Genomic DNA, 20,497 nt, shown 5'->3' on the forward strand with positions numbered 1-20,497 from the left:
TGGGGGGGGGGGTTGCCCTCGGGTGGGCGGGGGGGGGTGGGCAAAATTTGTTTTGGGGGGGGGGGGGGGCGTGCCCCGGGGTTGCTTTGGCCCTCACCCCCCCCGGGGGGGACCCCCCCCGCTCCCACAGCAGCCCCAAAAAAAGACCCCGGTCACAGGACCGGGGTCTTTTTCACATCACCACCGAATCACTCCTGGTTAGCCAGTTTGTGTTCCAGGTAGTGAATGTTGACGCCGCCTTTGCAGAAACCTTCATCACGCACCAGGTCGCGGTGCAGCGGGATGTTGGTCTTGATGCCGTCGACGACGATCTCGTCCAGGGCATTGCGCATGCGCGCCATGGCTTCGTCGCGGTCTTTGCCGTAGGTGATCAGCTTGCCGATCAGCGAGTCGTAGTTCGGTGGAACCGCGTAACCGCTGTACAGGTGAGAATCGACGCGAACGCCGTTGCCACCCGGGGCGTGGAAGTGCTTGACCGTGCCTGGGCTCGGGATGAACTTCTTCGGGTCTTCGGCGTTGATCCGGCACTCCAGGGAGTGACCACGAATCACCACGTCATCCTGGGTGAACGACAGCTTGTTGCCAGCGGCGATGCTGAGCATCTCCTTGACGATGTCGATACCGGTGACCATCTCCGAAACCGGGTGCTCCACCTGAACACGGGTGTTCATTTCGATGAAGTAGAAACGACCGTTCTCGTAGAGGAACTCGAAGGTGCCGGCGCCACGGTAGCCAATCTCGATGCAGGCATCGACACAGCGCTTGTAGACTTCCTGGCGGGCTTTCTCGTCGATGCCCGGGGCCGGTGCTTCTTCCAGTACTTTCTGGTGGCGGCGCTGCAGCGAGCAGTCGCGGTCACCCAGGTGCACGGCGTTGCCCTGGCCGTCGGACAGGACCTGGACTTCCACGTGGCGTGGGTTGGTCAGGAACTTCTCGAGGTAGACCATCGGGTTGCCGAAGGCGGCGCCAGCTTCGGTGCGGGTCAGCTTGGCCGAGGCGATCAGGTCCTCTTCCTTGTGCACCACGCGCATGCCGCGACCACCACCGCCACCGGCGGCCTTGATGATCACCGGGTAGCCGACTTCACGGCCGATGCGCAGGGCTTCTTCTTCGTCTTCCGGCAGCGGGCCGTCGGAACCTGGCACGGTCGGAACGCCGGTCTTGATCATCGCGTCCTTGGCCGAAACCTTGTCGCCCATCAGGCGGATGGTGTCGGCTTTCGGGCCAATGAAGGCAAAACCGGAGTTCTCGACCTGCTCGGCGAAATCAGCGTTTTCCGCGAGGAAACCGTAGCCTGGGTGAATGGCGGTAGCGCCGGTCACTTCGGCCGCGGCGATGATGGCCGGGATGTGCAGGTAGGACTGGCTGGCCGAAGCAGGACCGATGCAGACCGATTCGTCTGCCAGGCCCAGGTGCATCAGTTCGCGGTCAGCCGTGGAGTGTACGGCGACGGTCTTGATGCCCAGCTCTTTGCAGGCACGCAGGATCCGCAGGGCAATTTCCCCGCGGTTGGCAATCAGGACTTTTTCCAGCTTCGCAGACATCGTTGGCTCTCCGCGGTTCAAACGATGGTGAACAGCGGCTGGTCGAACTCAACCGGCTGACCGTCTTCTACCAGGATGGATTCGATCACACCGCTGGTTTCAGCTTCGATGTGGTTCATCATCTTCATGGCTTCGACGATGCACAGGGTGTCGCCTTTCTTCACGGTCTGGCCGACTTCAACGAAGGCTGGCGAGGTTGGCGAGGCTTTGCGGTAGAAGGTGCCGACCATTGGCGAACGGGCAACGGTGCCGTTCAGTTTTGGCGCGGCAGCTTCGGCTGGAGCGGCGGCAGCGGCCGGGGCGGCGGCTGGTGCGGCAACAGGAGCGGCGACTGGAGCCGGAGCGTAGTACTGCTGGGCTGGAGTCTTGCTGTGGCGGCTGATCCGTACGGATTCCTCGCCTTCCTTGATCTCCAGCTCGTCGATGCCAGATTCTTCCAGCAGTTCGATCAGTTTCTTGACTTTACGGATATCCATTAATCATCAACTCCCAAGGTTCGGTCAGGGGCGTAAATATAAAAACGTGTTAGCAAACGTTTCTTGTGAGCCCCGGCCCATAGGCCAGGTTCTCGTCATCAGGGCTTTGCGTTAGCAGCCAGGTGTTCCAGGGCAGACTCCAGGGCCAGGCGATAACCGCTGGCACCCAGGCCGCAAATCACTCCTACGGCGACATCAGAGAAGTAGGAGTGATGGCGAAAAGGTTCGCGTTTGTGCACGTTGGACAGATGCACTTCGATGAATGGGATGCTCACCGCCAGCAACGCGTCACGTAATGCGACACTTGTATGTGTGAAAGCCGCTGGATTGATCAGGATGAAGTCCACGCCTTCGCTGCGCGCAGCGTGGATGCGGTCGATCAATTCGTACTCGGCATTGCTTTGCAGATACTGCAGGTGATGGCCGGCGGCGCGGGCGCGCTGCTCCAGGTCCTGGTTGATCTGGGCCAGGGTCACGGCGCCATAGACGCCTGGTTCGCGGGTCCCGAGCAGGTTCAGGTTGGGGCCGTGCAGCACCAGTAGCGTTGCCATCTGTGGTTCCTTTTTATCGTTAGGAAACTTTGCGCGGCGACTATGCCGTAAACCGGCGGGCACTGTCCAGTTACCAGCAATAGCCAGCACGATGACCGATATTCACGCTAAATATGTGACTAATTTATTAATTTCGGTCATCGAGACCGGCTTTTCAGCGACCCGAAGAAGTTATAGACCCAGATCGGCGCGAATGCGCGTCAGATGCTCGGCAAATTCGCCGGCGTTTATCTCGCCAACTACTCGATCGGCGGTGATTTCGCTGCCGTTCGCGGCAAAGAACAACAGCGCAGGCGGGCCGAACAGCTGGTAGCGGTCGAGCAGTGCGCGCTGTTCGGCATTGCTTTCGGTGATGTCCAAGCGCAGCAGCTGGTAATCCTTCAGTTGTGGTTGCACTGCGGGCGCATTGAGCACCTCGTGTTCGATCACCTTGCAGCTGATGCACCAGTCGGCGTACCAGTCCAGCAGCACCGGCTGGCCGGCGGCCTTGGCGGCGGCCAGGGCGTTGTCCAGCGCCGCCGGGGTGGTGATGGTCTGCCAGGCGCTGGCGCTGCTGGCCTGGGCACTTGCACCAGTGCTGGCGTTACCGGCTTGAGGCAGCGGGCGCAGCGGGTCGGTTTGCCCGCTCAAGGCGCCGTACCAACAGGTCAACGCATAGAACAGCAGGGCCAGGCCGAGCAACTGCGCCAGGCGCTGACCTGTGGTTTTAACCGTGAACTCCAGGGCGCCAAGGAACACCGCGGTGCCGGCGGCCAGCAAGCCGACCAGCAGCAGCGTGACCTGCCCTGGCAGCACGCGGCTGAGCAGGCCGATAGCCAGGCCCAGCAACAGCACGCCGATGGCGTTTTTCACCGTCACCAGCCATGGCCCGCTTTTCGGCAGCCAGGCCGCGCCGCCGGTGGCGATCAGCAGCAGTGGTGCACCCATGCCCAGGCCCAGGGCGAACAGCTTCAATGCACCCCCCAGGGCATCGCCGCTGGCGCTGATGTACAGCAGCGCGCCGGCCAATGGCGCCGACACGCACGGCGATACCAGCAGGCTGGAGAACACCCCGAGGATCGCCGCACCGATCAGCGAGCCGCCCTTGGTCTGGCCGACCAGGCGTTCCAGGCGGCTGCTGATGGCATGGGGCAGCTTGAGCTCGAACAGGCCGAACATGGCCAGGGCAAACAGCACGAAGAACAGCGCAAACGGCACCAACACCCAGGCCGACTGCAGGCGTGCCTGCAGGTTGAGGCCGGCACCGAACAAGCCCATCAGCGCGCCGAGCAGGGCAAAGCAGGCAGCCATCGGCAGCACATAGGCCAGCGACAGGGCAAAGCCGCGCACGCCGCCAACCTGGCCGCGCAACACCACGCCGGAGAGGATGGGCAGCATCGGCAAGACACAGGGGGTGAAGGTCAGGCCGACACCGGCGAGGAAGAACAGCAGCAGGCTTTGCCAGTCCCAGCCGGCCTTGGCGACCGTAGCGGTAGCTGGCGGCGCACTACTGGCGACGCCATCGATGCTAAGGCGCGCGGTTTCCGGCGGGTAGCACAAGCCCTTGTCGGCGCAGCCCTGGTAGCCCACCAGCAGGGTGAAGGGGCGTTGTTCGTTGGCCGGGCGGGGAATTTCGATGTCGAGGATGCCGTGATAGACCTCGACGTCGCCGAAGAACTCGTCGTGCTTGGCTTCACCTGGGGGGATCTGCGCCGTGCCCAGGGCAATGTCGGCAGGTTCGCTGTGGAACTGGAAGCGGTGGCGGTACAGGTAGTAACCGTCGGCGGCGACGAAGCGCAGCTTCAGGGTTTGCCCCTCATCCTGAACCAGGCTCAGCTTGAAGGCTTCGTGCACCGGCAAAAAGTCGCTGCTGTTGTTCAGCGACGCGACGCCCAGGGTGGCGCTGGGGCGATTGTCGAGCAGGCCGGCGCCGACGGCGGGCAAGGCCAGGAGCAGAAACAGGAGGCAAAGCAGGCGGCGCATGGCGGTCTCGCAGTACAAAAGTGCCTGCATGATAACGGACTGAGCCGCTACGTGCAGTTGCGCGGCGCCTGCATCGCTGGCAAGGCCAGCTCCCACAGGTTCGGAGTACACACATCCCCTGTGGGAGCCGGCCTTGCCGGCGATGGTGACGCCACTGTCTCGGATCAGAGTCGAAACGCCCGCACCGCCGTATTCAACTCTCCACCAAGGCGAAGCAACTGCTCCCCTTGCTCACGCCCTTCACCAATACGTTGCAAGTTGTCTTCACCCAAGCCGTGAATCCGTTCGCTGTGGTCGCGAATCTCGCTCACCGCGCCACTTTGCTGGGCGGTGACATCGGCAATCCGTACCGCCGTGGCCGAGATGGTCTGGATTGCCGCAACAATCTCATCCAGCGCACCATCCGCCGCCTGAGCCTGGTCGGCGGTGATCTGTGCATGTTCGAGCTGGGCGCGCATGCCTTCAACCGATTCCCGGGCAGCCTGCTGCAGGCGGCCGATCAAGGTCTGGATTTCACCGGTAGCGCCGGTTGTGCGCTGCGCCAGGGAGCGCACCTCTTCGGCGACTACGGCAAAGCCGCGGCCCATTTCCCCGGCCCGCGCCGCCTCGATCGCGGCGTTCAGGGCCAGCAGGTTGGTCTGTTCGGCGATCGAGCGGATCACCGTCAGCACGCCGCCGATGGTCGCCGATTCTTCGGCCAGCTGTTCGATCATCTGCGCGTTGCCCTGCACCTCGTCGACCAATGCCCGCAGCCCGGTCAGGCTCTGGCCGATCACCGCCTGGCCTTGCTCGACCGCACGCCCGGCGTCGTGGCTGGCGTCGGCCGCCTGGCTGGCATCGCCGGCGACCTGGAGGATGGTCGCTTCCAGCTCGCCGAGGGCATCGCGGATTTGCGCAGTGTCGCCGGCCTGGCGTTCGGCGCCATCGTGCAGGGCGCTGCTCATGCCGGCCAGGGCGTGGCTGCTGCCAGCGACCTGCTCGGCGTTGTGGCGGAGGGTGCCGACCAGCTCGACCAGGTAGACGCGCAGGCGGTTGAGTGAGTCCTGGATGTCATGCATCTCACGGTTACTGCGGCCCAGGGCAATGGCCTGGCTGAAGTCGCCCTCGGCCCAGCGCGAGAGTGCCGGCGCAAGGTTGGTCAGCACTCGCGCCAGGCGCCGCTGCAGGGTGTCGATGAGCAGGGCAATCAGCAGGATCAGGCCGATCATCAGGCCCTGGATCACCCGTACTTCGCCCTGGATGGTTGCATGCTGGCTGCGCACACTGGGCTCGAGCTCGGCGATGGCCTGCTGCACGGCGGCGATGCGTTCGAAGGTACTGCTGGCCAGCGCGCTGCGTTGCTGGATCTGCTCGCGGGTGCGCTGCAACTCGCCCGGGTAGCGCTTGATCAGGCTGTTGAACTCGCGCTTGAGCGCCACGCCGGTGTCTTCGGCGGCTGTGCTGGCCTGGGTTTCCAGGCCCATCAGGGCGGCAAAATCATCGGCGCTCGAAGCGCTGCTGGCGGTGACTCCCAGCAGCGGCAACTGGTCGAGCAACTGCGCCTGGGCGGCGATCTGCGCCAGTTCCCGCTCGACCTCCTCGGCAAGTTCGCTACGGCCGCTGCTGACCAGTTTGTCCCGCGCCAGGGACAGTCGCGACAGGTGCAGGGAGGCGTTGAACAGCAGCGGCGAATAGCGCCCGGCATCGCTGCTGGTGCTGCTCTGGGCATAGTTGGCCAATTGCTCGAGGCTGGCGCTCAGTTCGCGTTCGGCCTGCAGCAACAGGGCCTGCGGGTCGCCGGCCAGCTTGCCGGCGCCCAGTAACTCGTTGGCGGTAAAGCGCTGCAGGTTGTCCAGGCTCGGGCGCAGGCGCGCGGCAAGCTCTGCCGGCAGTTGCACCAGCTCGCCCTGCAGGGCGGCGGTGGCTTGCAATGCCGTGGCATGGCGCAGGGCGTCGCCACTGCTCAGGTAGTCCTGGATATTGCGCGCCGCCTGGTTCTGGAATTGCTGCGACAGCGACAGGTAGCGCTCCATTAATAAATAGGGGCGCTCCAGGGCGCGCTGCGACCACCACAGGGTCGCGCCCAGGGCGATGCACACGGTAACCAGCAACAGGGTATTGAAATTGGTGAGCAGCTTCAGGCGCATGTCCGGTGTCTACCAACGGCCGAATGGTAAGCGCCTGAAGTTATTGCGTTTTTATGACCGGGTTATGACGAAGCGGGCGGTTCGGTGAAAAAAACTGGCACTTTGCCTTTATGCTTCGACCCGTTGCACGCAGTTGCGCCCGGCACCCTTGGCCCGGTAAAGCGCCTCGTCGGCGGCGGTGGCCATGCTCAGGGCATCCAGGCCTTCGCTCAGTTGCACAACGCCTGCGCTGAAGGTGCAAGACAGGTCACGCGGCTGGGCCGGGTAGTGGATCTCGGCAAAGCGCCGGCGGATCTCGTCGAGCACCTTGTGCGCCGAACCCAGGTCGGTGTTGGGCATGACGATGGCGAACTCCTCACCGCCGTAGCGGCCGATGAAGTCGGTTTTGCGCAGGCGTTGTTTAAGGAACAGCGCCAGGCTCTTGATCACCCGGTCGCCCATGGGGTGGCCGTGGCTGTCGTTGACCTTCTTGAAGTGATCGATATCGAGCATGGCGAAACTCAGCGGCTGCTGTTCGCGGCGTGCACGGAAGCTGCAGTCTTCCAGCAGTTGCAGGATGTGGGTGTGGTTGTACAGCCCGGTGAGGCTGTCACGCACCATCCGCGCCTTGAGGTTGCGCGCGCGGGCCGCGCGGTTGCGCACGGTGGTGATCAGGTGCCGGGAGCGGATCGGCTTGGTCAAAAAATCATCACCACCCTCGCTCATGGCATCGAGCTGTTTATCCAGGTCGTCTTCGGCCGACAGGTAGATGATCGGCACGCTGACATAACGGTCGTTGTGGCGGATGACCTTGGCCAGCTCCGTGCCGGTGCAGGCCGGCATGTACATGTCGAGGATGATCAGGTCGGGCTGGAAGTCGGCAAGCTCGGCCATGGTCTGGATCGGGTCGATCAGGGTGCGGGTGACGATCCCGGCGCTGTTGAGCAGGCGTTCGGTGTGCAGGGCCTGGGCCCGCGAGTCGTCGATGATCAGCACCTTGAAGGGTTCGTACTGGGTGACGCTGGTCAGCAACTCGACCTTTTCCAGCAGGCTTGAGGCTTCCAGGGTGCCGGTAAGAAACTCCTGGCCGCCGGCGCGGACCGCGGCCAGGCGCGTCGGCGTGTCGGTTTCGTGCAGGCTGAAGAACAGCAACGGCACCCGCTGCTCCAGGCCCTGCTGGGCCTGGGCGGCCAGTTGCAGGCCGACACCGGGGCCGGTGAAGTCGACGTCCATGACGATTGCCGAGGGCAGGCGTTCGCTCATGGTCGCCTGGAACGCGGCGGCGCTGTACAAGGCCTGTACACCGAGGCCGAAGAATTCCAGTTGCTGGGCCAGGCGTTCCGCGCGGTCGTGGTCCTGGAGCATGATGTATACCGGCTTGCGCAACGGCGGCAGCGGCACTTGCTCAAGCTGGTCGCCCTGGCGCAGGCCGGTGCGCGACAGACGTTGCATCAGCCGGTTGAGGTCGCTGATCAGCTGGCTGCTCAGGCGAGCGCTGTTGGCCTCGACCGCCTCCAGGGCATGGCCGATGGCCTCGGCCAGCTGGCTGTGCTCGGGCTGCTCGAAGCGCTCGGCGTAGCGTTGCAGGCGCAGGTTGGCTTCGCACAGCTCACCCAGGTCGCCGGTGGACCACTCGCTGCGCTGCAGGCGCTGCCAGATCTCGAGGATTTGCCGGGCCTGATGAATGACCCGCTGGGCAAAGTGTTGCTTGAGGCGCTCACGACTGGGGTCTTCTGGCTCGGTCATGTCCTGACTACTTGTAAGGGGTGAGGCTGAGTTCGAGTGATGGCTCTATGCTAGCACCACTTTCCCGGCAATCGAGTGCCTTGTATCAATTAACTGTACAAGTCCGTTTATTCATTTGCTGACCCAATAGTCGCTTATGCGAAGCGCCGTGCTTGATTTATAGTGCAGCGATACTTGCCGACCCCGGCAGGTGGCGCGCGGCATAAAAAGCCCATTGCGCTGGCACGAAGCCCGGGGGTTGCGGTCGAACCCCTTGAACCGACGTGACTGAAAGGACAACGCCATGCTGGACTGGAAAAACCGTACAGGCAAAGCCGAGGCGCGTGAGCGGGTCGAACCGCGCACCGCCGCCACCCGCAGCTATTTTGGCGGGTTGTTCTTCAGCCGCGCCCTGGGCTCGCTGATCGGCCTGTACCTGCTGGTATGCGTGGGCCTGGGCTGGTACTGGAGCGATGAGCCCGACCTGTTCCCGGTGCAGCAAAACGCCCAGGCGGCCGCCGAAAAAACCGGCAAGCAAATGGTCGTCGGCTACACCACCATCGAAACCCTCAAGACCGTTGCCGGCACCCTGCTGAACAAGCCCGGCGGCTACATTTCCAACGACCGCTTCCCGCCAGGCCTGTGGATGGACAACATGCCCAGCTGGGAATACGGCGTGCTGGTCCAGGTGCGTGACCTGAGCCGCGCCCTGCGCAAGGACTTCGCCCGCTCGCAGTCGCAGTCCACCGAGGACGCTGACCTTGCCAAGGCCGAGCCGCGCTTCAACTTCGACAACAAGAGCTGGATCCTGCCGTCGAGCGAATCGGAGTTCCAGGAAGGCATCAACTCGCTGACCCGCTACCAGAACCGCCTGGCCTCGCCGGATCAGCAGGGCGCGCTGTTCTACACCCGCGCCGACAACCTCAACAACTGGCTGGGTGATGTCGCCACCCGCCTGGGTTCGCTGTCGCAGCGCCTGTCGGCAAGTGTCGGCCGGGTCAAGCTCAACAGCACCCTGAAGACCGAGTCGGTGGTGCCGGGCCAGGTCCCGCAGGTTGACGAGGAAGTGGTCGAGACCCCATGGCTGCAGATCGACAACGTGTTCTACGAAGCCCGCGGTCAGGCCTGGGCACTGTCGCACCTGCTGCGCGCCATCGAGGTCGACTTCGCCGATGTGCTGGCGAAGAAGAACGCCACGGTCAGCGTGCGCCAGATCATCCGTGAGCTGGAAGCCTCGCAGGAGCCGCTGTGGAGCCCGATGGTGCTCAATGGCAGCGGCTTTGGCATGTGGGCCAACCACTCGCTGGTCATGGCCAACTACATCTCGCGGGCCAACGCGGCAGTGATCGACCTGCGTCAACTGCTGACCCAGGGCTGATCCGTGTCGATCTCCAAGCAGGAGGCGGCGCACCGCGCGGCCTCCGACCTCGAACTGATTGCCTGGGTCGACGAAGACGACCGCCTGCTCGGCGCCTTGCCCCGTGCCGAACTACGCGATCGCGGGCTGATCGGCCGCGGTACCTACATCCTGCTGTTCAACTCCGCCGGCGAGTTGTGTGTGCACCGGCGCACCGAGAGCAAGGCAATCTACCCCGGTTACTGGGATGTCGCTGCCGGTGGCATGGTCCAGGCCGGTGAGAGCTTTGCCGAATCGGCAGCCCGCGAGCTGGAAGAAGAGCTCGGGGTAAGTGGCGTCGAGCTCACCGCCCATGAGTGTTTTTTCTTCGACCAGACCGGCAACCGGCTCTGGTGCGCGGTGTTCTCGGCGGTCTGGGACGGGCCTTTGCGCCTGCAGCCCGAAGAGGTCAGCGAGGCGCACTTCATCGCCGTCGAGCAGGCCCTGGCCGACAGCCGGCAACAGCCGTATTGCCCCGATTCGCTGGCTGCCTTGCAGCGCTACCTCGGCCGTCGGGCCTGACGTCGCTAAACACATGCAAAATGGCGCAGTTTTGTACTTAGCATTCGCGACATTTATCGTTACACTGCGCGGCCTTTAAAGGCTGCCGCATGCTTCTTGCGGCAGTTGCGCTGCCCCTGCCAGAGTGGGGCTTCGCGGTCGGTACCCCGCCAGGGGCGTCGACCAGTTTTTATCCTCACCGTAGAGGATCAAAAGTGGCCAAGAAAGCCGCATCATTCGCCGCCCTCGGTGGCCTGGTGTTCTCCACTGATGCAGGCCGGCATTGCCCGGACTGCAGCAAACCCATAGATGCCTGCATCTGCAAACAGACGCTCATCCCCGAAGGCGATGGCATTGCTCGCGTGCGTCGCGAAAGCAAGGGCCGTGGCGGCAAGACGGTGACGACCATCAGCGGCGTGCCGCTGCCCCTGGAACAGCTCAAGGATCTGGCCAGCACGCTCAAGCGCCGCTGCGGAACCGGCGGCGCGTTGAAAGACGGGGTCATCGAAATCCAGGGCGATCATGTCGAGCTGTTACTGGCCGAGCTGATCAAACAGGGCTTCAAAGCGAAAAAGTCCGGCGGCTGAAGACTGCATCGCGATTTTTTGCAATTCGCTTTCTAAACTCGTTCCCGTAGGAAGGGTCTATCCCTGAACACGGATAATCGTCACTTTCAGGTTTTACACTGCGCCCGCCCCATGCAGGCCGGTGTTTTTCGACTTTCTATATAGGGGACTTCAATGTCCGTACGACGCACACGCAAAGACGATGGCAGCCAATGGACAGTTGCGGACAGCCGCAGTGTTTACGGCATTCGCCATTGGGGGGCCGGCTACTTCGCAATCAACGAGGCCGGGCGCGTCGAAGTCCGCCCGAACGGGCCAGGCAGTGCGCCGATCGACCTGTTCGAACAGGTCGACGAGCTGCGCAAGAGCGGCCTGTCGCTGCCGTTGCTGGTACGTTTTCCGGACATCCTCCAGGACCGCGTGCGCCAGCTGACCGGCGCTTTTGACGCCAACATCGCGCGCCTGGAGTACCAGAGCCAGTACACCGCGCTGTACCCGATCAAGGTCAACCAGCAAGAAGCGGTGGTGGAAAACATCATCGCCACCCAGAACGTCTCCATTGGCCTGGAAGCCGGCTCCAAGCCCGAGCTGCTGGCCGTGCTGGCGCTGGCACCGAAGGGCGGCACTATCGTCTGCAACGGTTACAAGGACCGCGAGTTCATCCGCCTGGCGCTGATGGGCCAGAAGCTCGGCCACAACGTGTTCATCGTCATCGAGAAAGAGTCGGAAGTGGCTCTGGTGATCGAAGAAGCCGCCGAGCTCAAGGTCAAGCCGCAGGTCGGCCTGCGCGTACGCCTGTCGTCGCTGGCCTCGAGCAAGTGGGCCGATACCGGTGGCGAGAAGTCCAAGTTCGGTCTTTCGGCGGCGCAACTGATCTCGGTGGTGCAGCGTTTTCGCGATGCCGGCCTGGATCAGGGCATTCGCCTGCTGCACTTTCACATGGGCTCGCAGATCGCCAACCTGGCCGACTACCAGCACGGGTTCAAGGAAGCCATCCGTTACTACGGCGAGCTGCGTGCGCTGGGCCTACCGGTCGATCACATCGACGTCGGCGGCGGCCTGGGCGTGGACTACGACGGTACCCACTCGCGCAACGCCAGCTCGATCAACTACGACATGGATGACTACGCCGGTGTCGTGGTCGGCATGCTCAAGGAGTTCTGCGATGCCCAGGGCCTGCCGCATCCGCACATCTTCTCGGAAAGCGGCCGCTCGCTGACCGCGCACCACGCCGTGCTGGTGGTGCAGGTGACTGACGTCGAGAAACACAACGACGAAGTGCCGCTGATCGAGAACAAGGAAAGCCTGCCCGAGACCGTGCAGTGGCTGGCCGACCTGCTCGGCCCGACCGATATCGAGATGGTCACCGAGACCTACTGGCGCGCCACTCACTACATGAGCGACGTTGCTGCCCAGTACGCCGACGGCAAGATCACCCTGGCCGAGAAAGCCCTGGCCGAGCAGTGCTACTTTGCTGTGTGCCGGCGCCTGCATAACTCGCTCAAGGCCCGTCAGCGCTCGCACCGCCAGGTGCTCGACGAGCTCAATGACAAGCTGGCCGACAAGTACATCTGCAACTTCTCGGTGTTCCAGAGCCTGCCGGACACCTGGGCCATCGGCCAGGTCTTGCCGATCCTGCCGCTGCATCGCCTCGACGAAGAGCCGCTGCGCCGCGCCGTGCTGCAGGACCTGACCTGCGACTCGGACGGCAAGATCAACCAGTACGTCGACGAGCAGAGCATCGAGACCAGCCTGCCGGTACACGCGATCAACGAGGGTGAAGACTACCTGCTGGGTATCTTCCTGGTCGGTGCCTACCAGGAAATTCTCGGTGACATGCACAACCTGTTCGGTGACACCGACTCGGTGAACATCTACCAGAACCCGAACGGCAGCGTGTACCACGCCGGTATCGAGACCCACGACACCATCGAAGACATGCTGCGCTACGTGCACCTGTCGCCGGAGGAGTTGATGACTCATTACCGTGACAAGTGCGCCAGCGCCAAGATCACTGCCCGTGAGAAGACCCAGTTCCTCGACGCCCTGCGTCTGGGCCTGACCCGCTCCTCGTACCTGTCGAGCTGATCAGGGGTGCGGGTCGCGTGCAGTCACTGGCTGCGCGTCGACCCTATCGCCGGCAAGGCCGGCTCCCACAGGGGCGGCATGATGCTGAATCTGTGGGAGCGGCGGTGCGGCGATCCGACTTGACCCGCGATGCTTTCAACTACTTCCAGCCAGCTCATGCCTCACATCTTTAGTCCTCAGGACTTGTGGCTGTCAGCTCGATGATCAACGGAATAGCCTGATCGTTCTCCCTGAGAATGGCGATGCTGGAGAATCGGTACACCGTCGATTGTGTCCGTGCCCTGATCCGCCGCCCGTCTACAGCGACAATCGCCCCCGATTGGCGGGAGACGAGAAACGGCGTCTGATCTTGCAGGTTGTTGAGCACTGCTTTGTCGTCGGGTTGTCGTTCTGCAACGTAATAAAGGTAGGTGTGGCCAACGGTGGCGCCGCCGCTATCACTTAGTACTTCATAGACCGCACTGTGTGTTCCAACGGGTAGGGTATTCACCACCGCACTCAGATGTGGCTGAGGCGCACCGCTCATGAATATCCAGGCGAATTGCAGTACCGCGATAACAGTGAGAATGCCCACCAGCCATTTAGTAGCCGAAAGATTTCGCATATTCAATGCCGGCCTTGATCCATTCCTGATCTTGAGGGTCGTCGCCAAATGGGACGTCTCCCCACCACTTTCCAAAGCCTGAGTCACTGGTGCCCGCTCGGCTTTGCGCCCAACCGGCAGCTCTCAACAAGACGTTAGGTGAGATCCCTGCCGCAGTTCCACATGCGCCGTAGTTGAAGTTGCCGAAAGCTTCGTATTGGCGACCATGCTGTTTGTAGTCCCACTCGCCTCGATTTCTGACCTTCGAATAGAACCAGGAAAAAAGAAAACCAGTGCCGCCATTCTTGAAGAAATTTCGCTCGAGGCTGGCCGTTTGCATATTTGAATATATGGACGCGCCACCAGGTGCCGGAGGAGGATACATAAAGAGCTTCCTGCAAAAGTTAGACTGATACAACTGATTGCCCCTCCATGGGTCACCCAGTGTCAGGAATTGGACTTTTGCCGGTCAAACCCAAGTTGTGACATTTCTTCGCACGCCACTGAGGGCGCTGATGTAAATCCGCGCCATCATTTAGCGCACAAACCACCCATCCCGCCGCTGCAATCGCCAGCCCATCACCCCCAGCGTTACCCCGCGCAAGGCCATGAACAGCAGAAACCCCAGCCACAAGCCGTGGTTGCCCAGATCGCGGGCGACATAGGCGACCGGCAGGGCGATGAGCACGCTGAGCAGCATGCCGTTGCGCATCTCCCGTGCCCGCGTGGCGCCGATGAACAAGCCATCGAGCAGATAGCTCCACACCGCGATCAACGGCAGCAAGGCCAGGTACGGCAAGTACTGGTAGGCGGTTTCGCGCACGTTGGCGATGTCGGTCTGCATATTGATGAACAGATGCCCACCGAGCAAAAACAGTACGGCAAAGCCGCTGCTGGCCAGCAGCGACCAGCCGCAGGCGACGGTCAGCGAGCGCCTTAATGCCTGGCGATCGCCGGCGCCGATGGCGTGCCCGCACAGCGCTTCGACCGCATGGGCCAGGCCGTCGAGGGCGTAGGCGGTGAGCAGCAGGCCGTTGAGCAGCAAGGCATTGGCCGCCACAGTTGCCTCACCCAGGCGTGCGCCTTGCACGGTGATCAGGAAGAACACCGCTTGCAGCGCCAGGCTGCGGATGAAGATGTCGCGGTTGACGCTCAGCAACGGCCGCCAGCTCTGCCAGCGCGCCAGCAGAGCCCAGGCGATCTGTCCGGGGTAGGCGCGCAGGGCCGGGCGGGTCAGGGCCAGGCCGAGCAGGGCGGCGCTCCATTCGGCAATCACCGAGGCCCGCGCCGAGCCGATCACGCCCCAGTCCAGGCCGAGCACGAACCACAGGTTGAGGGCGATGTTGAGCAGGTTGGTGGTCAGCAGGATTGCCAGCGGCGCCTTGGCGTTCTGGGTGCCGAGGAACCAGCCAACCAGGGCGAAGCTGGCCAGCGCTGCCGGCAGCCCGAGCAGGCGGGTTTGGAAGAAGTCGTGGGTCGATTGCTCCAGCGCCGCCGAGGGCTGCATAAGTTGCAGCGCCAGGTGGCTGAACGGCAGGGCCAGCACACCCAGCAGCAGGGCGAAAAACAGCGCCAGCAACAGGCCCTGGAGCAACACCTGGCGCAGTGCTGCGCCGTCGGCACGGCCCGCCGCCTGGGCGGCGAAACCGGTCGAGCCCATGCGCAGAAAGCCCATGACCCAGGCCAGGAAGGTGTACAGGCTGGCGCCCACCGCCACCGCGCCGAGCTGATGGGCGTGGGGCAGGTGGCCGATCACGGCGCTGTCGACCAGGGCCACCAGCGGTACGGAGATATTCGAAAGTATCATCGGCGCGGCCAGCGCCCAGACCTTGATATGGGTCGGGCGGTCGCGCCAGTCGGTCAGCAAACGGGACATGAAAGCTCCTGGCAAGCCGGCATTGTAGCCGCTGCGGGCACCAAATCGTGCGAAGGCGGTCTCACATCCGCTCGCCGCATCACCGTTGCGGCGCGGTTGATATATAGTGCACCCCTAAGATTCCGCTGCCCGAGAGTTACTACTCCCATGCTCAACAAAGGATTGTTGCTGGCCTGCGCGCTGGCCTTGCTCAGTGCCTGCGATTCGTCTGCCCCGGACAAACCGGCTCCCGCCGCCCCGCCTGCGCAGACCCAGGACCAACCCGCAGCCCCGGCCCCGGCCGCCCCGGCTGCACCCGCAGACGCGGCCAAGCCCGCTGCGGCCAAGGACGATGCCGCGACCCTGGCCAAGCGTTATGCCGGCCGCGAGCTGAGTGTGGTGGATGTCTCGGAAGTTCAGGTCGATGGCGCCAGCGCCCTGGCCCTGACCTTTTCGGTACCGCTGGATGACCAGCAGAACTTCGCCGACAAGGTGCACCTGGTCGATACCGTCAAAGGCAAGGTCGACGGCGCCTGGGAGCTTTCCGCCAACAAGATGGAGCTGCGCCTGCGCCATCTGGAGCCGCAGCGCAAACTGGTGCTGACCATCGACGCCGGGCTGCTCGCAGTCAACGGCAAGCGCCTGCCTGCCGAGTCGATCAGTCGCCTGGAAACCCGCGACATGCAATCGACCATCGGCTTCGCCAGCCGTGGCTCGCTGCTGCCGACGCGACTGGCCGAAGGCCTGCCGGTGATCGCCCTTAACGTCAACAAGGTCGATGTCGAGTTCTTCCGCATCAAGTCGGACAAACTGTCGCCGTTCCTTGCCACCTGGGGCCGCAACAGCAGTCTGTACTACTACACGTCCAAGGAAATCCTGGACATGACCGAGCTGGTCTACAGCGGCCGCTTCGACCTCAACCCGGCGAAGAACACCCGCGAGACCGTGCTGCTGCCGATTGCCGGCATCAAGCCGTTGCAAGAGCCAGGTGTATACCTGGCGGTAATGCGCGCCTCCGGTACCTACGACTACACGCAACCGGCGACGCTGTTCACCCTCAGTGACATCGGCGTCTCGGCGCACCGTTACCAGAACCGCCTGGATGTCTTCACCCAGGGCCTGGAAGGCGGCAAGGCGCTGAGCGGCGTCGAGCTGGAACTGCTCGACGGCGAAGGCCGCGTGCTGGCCCAGGCCAAGACCGACAGCGACGGCCATGCCCAGTTGCCGACGCCACCGAAGGCCGAAACCCTGCTGGCCCATCAGGGCGTGCACACCACCATGCTGCGCCTCAATAGCGCTGCCCTGGACCTGGCCGAATTCGACATCACCGGCCCCCAAGCCAACCCGCTGCAGTTCTTCGTGTTCGGCCCGCGCGACCTTTATCGCCCGGGTGAAACCGTGTTGCTCAACGGCCTGTTGCGTGACCAGGACGGCCGCCCGCTCAAGCCGCAACCGGTGACCGTGGAAGTGCGCCGTCCGGATGAGCAGATCAGCCGCAAGTTCGTCTGGGAAGCCGATGCCAATGGCTTCTATCAGTACCAGCTGCAACTGGCCGATGAAGCGCCGACCGGGCGCTGGCAGTTGCTGTTCGACCTCGGCGGTGGCAAGAAGCAGGTGTTCGAGTTCCTTGTCGAAGACTTCCTGCCCGAGCGTCTGGCCCTGGAACTCAAGGGCAGCGACAAGCCCCTGAGCCCGGACCAGACTGCGCAGATCAAGGTCAACGGTCGCTACCTGTACGGCGCCCCGGCTTCGGGCAATCGCCTGAGCGGCCAGGCCTATGTGCGCCCGCTGCGTGAAGCGGTGCCGGCACTGCCTGGCTACCAGTTCGGTTCGATCACCGAAGAGGAGCTGAGCCAGGACCTGGAGCTGGACGAAGTCACTCTGGACAGCAACGGCAAGACCACCCTGAACATCGAAAGCAAATGGTCCGAGGCCCGTTCGCCGCTGCAACTGACCGTGCAGGCCAGCCTGCAGGAGTCCGGTGGCCGGCCGATCACCCGCCGTCTTGAACAACCGATCTGGCCAGCCGGGCGTCTGCCTGGCTTGCGCGGTCTGTTCGAGGGTGAAGAAACCGACGGCGAAGGCCCGGTGGAATTCGAAGTGCTGGTGGCCGACCCGCAAGGCAACAAGCTGGCGGTCAACAATCTCAAGGTACGCCTGATCCGCGAGCGCCGCGACTACTACTGGAACTACTCGCAGAGCGACGGCTGGAGCTACAACTACAACGAGAAGTTCCTGGTCCAGAACGAAGAGACGGTCAACGTCAAGGCCGGCTCCACCGCCCGGGTCAACTTCCTGGTTGATTGGGGCCCGTACCGTGTCGAGGTCGAAGACCCGCAGACCGGCCTGGTGTCGAGCGGGCGTTTCTGGGCCGGCTACCGTGCCCAGGACAACGCCGACGGCGGCGCCGTGCGTCCGGACCAGGTCAAGCTGGCCCTGGACAAACCGTCATATAGCGATGGCGCAACGGCCAACATCACCGTCACGCCGCCTGCTGCAGGCACCGGCTACCTGATGGTCGAGTCCAGCGAAGGCCCGCTGTGGTGGGAAGAAATCGACGTGCCCGCCGAAGGCAAGAGTTTTGCCGTCAAGCTTGATCCGAAGTGGGCGCGCCACGACCTGTATGTCAGTGCCCTGGTGATCCGCCCGGGTGAGCGCAAGGTCAACGCCACGCCGAAACGCGCTGTGGGTGTGCTGCACCTGCCGCTGGATCGCCACGAGCGCAAGCTGGCGGTAACGCTTGCTGCGCCTGAAAAAATGCGTCCAAAGCAGCCGCTGACCGTCAAGGTGCAAGCGCGCAACGCCGACGGCAGCGTGCCCAAGCAGGTGCATGTACTGCTGGCGGCGGTGGACGTGGGTATCCTCAACATCACCGAGTTCGAAACCCCCGACCCGTTCACCGGCATGTTCGGCCGCAAGGCTTATGGCGCTGACCAACTGGATATCTACGGCCAGTTGATCGAAGCCGGGCAGGGCCGTCTGGCCAGCCTGGCCTTCGGTGGTGACGCGGCCATGGCCAAGGGCGGCAAGCGCCCGAACACCACGGTGACCATCGTTGCCAAGCAAAGCGCCCCGGTAACCCTCAATGACAAGGGCGAAGGTGAAGCGACGGTCGATATCCCTGATTTCAACGGTGAGCTGCGGCTGATGGCTCAGGCCTGGACCGACGAGCGCTACGGCATGGCCGAAGCCAAGACCGTGGTCGCCGCGCCGTTGATTGCCGAGCTTTCGGCGCCGCGCTTCCTCGCCGGCGGCGACCGCACCACCCTGGCCCTGGACCTCTCCAACCTGTCGGGCAAGGCACAGAACCTGACCGTGCGCCTGAGCACCGAAGGCCAGCTGAGCCTGCTCGGCGCCGCCGAACAAACCCTGAGCCTCACCGAAGGCAAGCGCGTCACCTTGCTGGTGCCGGTGCAGGCCAACGGTGGCCTGGGCCAGGGCAAGGTCAAGGTCAAGGTCGAGGTGCAGGGCCTGCAACTGCCAGGCGAGTCGGCCACGGCCTTCAGCCGCGACTGGACCCTGGGCATTCGCCCGGCCTACCCGGCGATGCTGCAGCACTATCGTGTCGCCCTCAAAGACCAACCCTGGACCCTGCCGGAAGCTGACCTGGCGCTGTTCGAGCCATCGGGCCTCGAGGCCTCGTTGGCCCTGTCGAGCCGCCCGCCGCTGAACTTGGCCGAGCAGATCCGTGCGCTCGAAGCCTATCCGTACGGTTGCCTGGAGCAGACCACCAGTGGCCTGTACCCGTCGCTGTACGCCGATGCCGCAACGCTCAAGCGCCTGGGCATCGCGGGTGAGCCGGCGGACGTGCGCAAGCGCAAAATCGAGATGGGCATCGAGCACTTGTTGGGCATGCAGCGCTACAACGGCAGCTTTGGCCTGTGGAGCGCTGACGACGAGGAAGAATACTGGCTGACCGCCTATGTCACCGACTTCCTCCTGCGTGCCCGCGAGCAAGGTTATGCCGTACCGCCCGAGGCCCTGAAGAAGGCCAGCGAGCGCCTGCTGCGCTACCTGCAGGAGCGCAACCTGATCGAAGTCAGCTACAGCCAGAACGCCGAGCACAGCCGCTTTGCCGTTCAGTCGTATGCCGCCCTGGTGCTGGCGCGTACCCAGCAAGCGCCGCTGGGTGCCCTGCGCAGCCTGTTCGAGCGGCGCAGCGATGCGCGTTCCGGCTTGCCGCTGGTACAGCTGGCCATCGCTCTCGACAAGATGGGCGACAAGCCACGTGCGCAACAGGCGCTGCAGGCTGGCCTGGCCGTGACCCGCAGCGAAAATTCCTGGCTGGCTGATTATGGTAGCCCGGTACGTGACCAGGCGCTGATCTTGTCGCTGCTCACCGAGAACAACCTGGCCAGCGACAAGCTAGATGCACGGCTGTTCGAGCTCTCCGATCAGATGGCGGGTAACCGCTGGCTGTCGACCCAGGAGCGCAACGCGCTGTTCCTTGCCGGTCGTGGCCTGCTGCGCAAGCCTGAAGGCAACTGGTCGGCACGCCTGGACAGCGCCGGTGAAGTGCGCGAATTCAACAACGAGCAATCGGGGATGAAACTCGAAGGCCCGCTGCTGGCCTCGCCGCTAACCATCCAGAACGAAGGCAGCGAGACGCTGTTCCAGCAACTGACCCTGTCCGGTTATCCGCGCCAGGCCCCGGTTGCCCGTGGCAGTGGCATGACCATTCGCCGCGAGTTCCTCGGCATGAATGGCCAGGCGCTGGACATCAAGGCGCTCAAGAGCGGTGACCTGGTGCTGGTGCACCTGGCGGTGACGGCCAACACCCAGGTGCCGGACGCGCTGGTGGTCGATCTGCTGCCGGCGGGCCTGGAGCTGGAAAACCAGAACCTGGCGCAAAGCGCAGCAAGCCTGGAGAACGCCAGCAGTGCGGTGAAGCAATGGCGCGAGTCGATGCAGAACGCTGCTGTGGTGCATCAGGAGTTTCGTGATGACCGCTACGTGGCGGCGCTGAGTATCGACCAATACTCCACCACCCACCTGCTGTACCTGGCCCGCGCGGTAACCCCGGGGACCTACAAGGTACCGCCGCCGCAGGTCGAGTCGATGTACCGGCCGAACTACAACGCGGTGGGCGAGTCGCCTGCCGAGTTGGTGGTCAAAGGCCGCTGACACAGGGCTTTGTGGGAGCGG

The 20,497-nt window shown here is 63.6% G+C and carries 14 protein-coding genes; 5 read left to right on the forward strand and 9 right to left on the reverse strand.

Annotated elements, in window-relative coordinates; genetic code table 11:
* Positions 1–188: 188 nt before the first annotated feature.
* From accC to ABIE20_RS24535, 6 genes are all read right to left on the reverse strand, one after another.
* Positions 189–1,544 carry an acetyl-CoA carboxylase biotin carboxylase subunit gene (accC, locus tag ABIE20_RS24510; protein ID WP_123565010.1) on the reverse strand — a complete coding sequence of 452 codons (1,356 nt, stop codon included), beginning with the start codon at positions 1,542–1,544 and terminating at the stop codon, positions 189–191.
* 17 nt (positions 1,545–1,561) lie between these two features.
* Positions 1,562–2,020: an acetyl-CoA carboxylase biotin carboxyl carrier protein gene (gene accB, locus ABIE20_RS24515; protein ID WP_123565011.1), complete on the reverse strand. Its 459-nt coding sequence runs from the start codon at positions 2,018–2,020 to the stop codon at positions 1,562–1,564.
* A gap of 98 nt (positions 2,021–2,118) precedes the next feature.
* Positions 2,119–2,571, reverse strand: coding sequence for a type II 3-dehydroquinate dehydratase (gene aroQ / locus ABIE20_RS24520; RefSeq protein ID WP_028945755.1), 453 nt, complete (start codon positions 2,569–2,571; stop codon positions 2,119–2,121).
* Between the two features lie 171 nt (positions 2,572–2,742).
* Positions 2,743–4,533, reverse strand: coding sequence for a protein-disulfide reductase DsbD (locus ABIE20_RS24525; RefSeq protein ID WP_429507943.1), 1,791 nt, complete (start codon positions 4,531–4,533; stop codon positions 2,743–2,745).
* Between the two features lie 164 nt (positions 4,534–4,697).
* Complete coding sequence (locus tag ABIE20_RS24530) at positions 4,698–6,659, reverse strand: methyl-accepting chemotaxis protein (RefSeq protein WP_429507944.1); 1,962 nt, start codon at positions 6,657–6,659, stop codon at positions 4,698–4,700.
* 108 nt (positions 6,660–6,767) lie between these two features.
* Entirely contained in the window at positions 6,768–8,384 is a 1,617-nt protein-coding gene (locus tag ABIE20_RS24535) for a diguanylate cyclase (protein WP_429507946.1), read from the reverse strand.
* Between the two features lie 283 nt (positions 8,385–8,667).
* On the opposite strand from ABIE20_RS24535, the gene ABIE20_RS24540 reads away from it, so the two are divergent.
* The 4 genes from ABIE20_RS24540 to speA all read left to right on the forward strand — a co-directional run bounded on the left by ABIE20_RS24540 (position 8,668) and on the right by speA (position 12,914).
* On the forward strand, positions 8,668–9,741 hold the full coding sequence (locus ABIE20_RS24540; RefSeq protein WP_429507948.1) for a DUF2333 family protein: 1,074 nt from the start codon (positions 8,668–8,670) through the stop codon (positions 9,739–9,741).
* A 3-nt stretch (positions 9,742–9,744) separates the two neighbouring features.
* The gene (locus ABIE20_RS24545; RefSeq protein ID WP_429507949.1) at positions 9,745–10,281 is read left to right on the forward strand and encodes an NUDIX hydrolase; all 537 of its coding nucleotides are present in this window, start codon (positions 9,745–9,747) and stop codon (positions 10,279–10,281) included.
* Positions 10,282–10,475: 194 nt separating this feature from the next.
* On the forward strand, positions 10,476–10,847 hold the full coding sequence (locus tag ABIE20_RS24550; RefSeq protein ID WP_010221702.1) for a translation initiation factor Sui1: 372 nt from the start codon (positions 10,476–10,478) through the stop codon (positions 10,845–10,847).
* Positions 10,848–11,000: 153 nt separating this feature from the next.
* On the forward strand, positions 11,001–12,914 hold the full coding sequence (gene speA / locus ABIE20_RS24555) for an arginine decarboxylase (protein ID WP_045197019.1): 1,914 nt from the start codon (positions 11,001–11,003) through the stop codon (positions 12,912–12,914).
* A 169-nt stretch (positions 12,915–13,083) separates the two neighbouring features.
* Here the strand turns inward: speA and ABIE20_RS24560 are convergent, their stop codons facing one another.
* The 3 genes from ABIE20_RS24560 to ABIE20_RS24570 all read right to left on the reverse strand — a co-directional run bounded on the left by ABIE20_RS24560 (position 13,084) and on the right by ABIE20_RS24570 (position 15,373).
* Positions 13,084–13,518: a hypothetical protein gene (locus ABIE20_RS24560; protein WP_429507951.1), complete on the reverse strand. Its 435-nt coding sequence runs from the start codon at positions 13,516–13,518 to the stop codon at positions 13,084–13,086.
* Positions 13,496–13,882 (reverse strand): polymorphic toxin type 44 domain-containing protein, encoded by a 387-nt coding sequence (locus ABIE20_RS24565; protein WP_401288316.1) that lies wholly within the window; start codon positions 13,880–13,882, stop codon positions 13,496–13,498. The genes ABIE20_RS24560 and ABIE20_RS24565 overlap by 23 nt, the downstream gene beginning before the upstream one ends.
* Positions 13,883–14,032: 150 nt before the next feature.
* Positions 14,033–15,373, reverse strand: a complete 1,341-nt coding sequence (locus tag ABIE20_RS24570; RefSeq protein ID WP_429507952.1) for an MATE family efflux transporter — start codon at positions 15,371–15,373, stop codon at positions 14,033–14,035.
* A gap of 147 nt (positions 15,374–15,520) precedes the next feature.
* Between ABIE20_RS24570 and ABIE20_RS24575 the strand changes: the two genes are divergently transcribed.
* Positions 15,521–20,476, forward strand: a complete 4,956-nt coding sequence (locus ABIE20_RS24575; RefSeq protein ID WP_429507954.1) for an alpha-2-macroglobulin family protein — start codon at positions 15,521–15,523, stop codon at positions 20,474–20,476.
* Positions 20,477–20,497: the final 21 nt, after the last annotated feature.

This window comes from Pseudomonas sp. 2835, assembly GCF_050435905.1.
Classification (GTDB): Bacteria; Pseudomonadota; Gammaproteobacteria; order Pseudomonadales; family Pseudomonadaceae; genus Aquipseudomonas.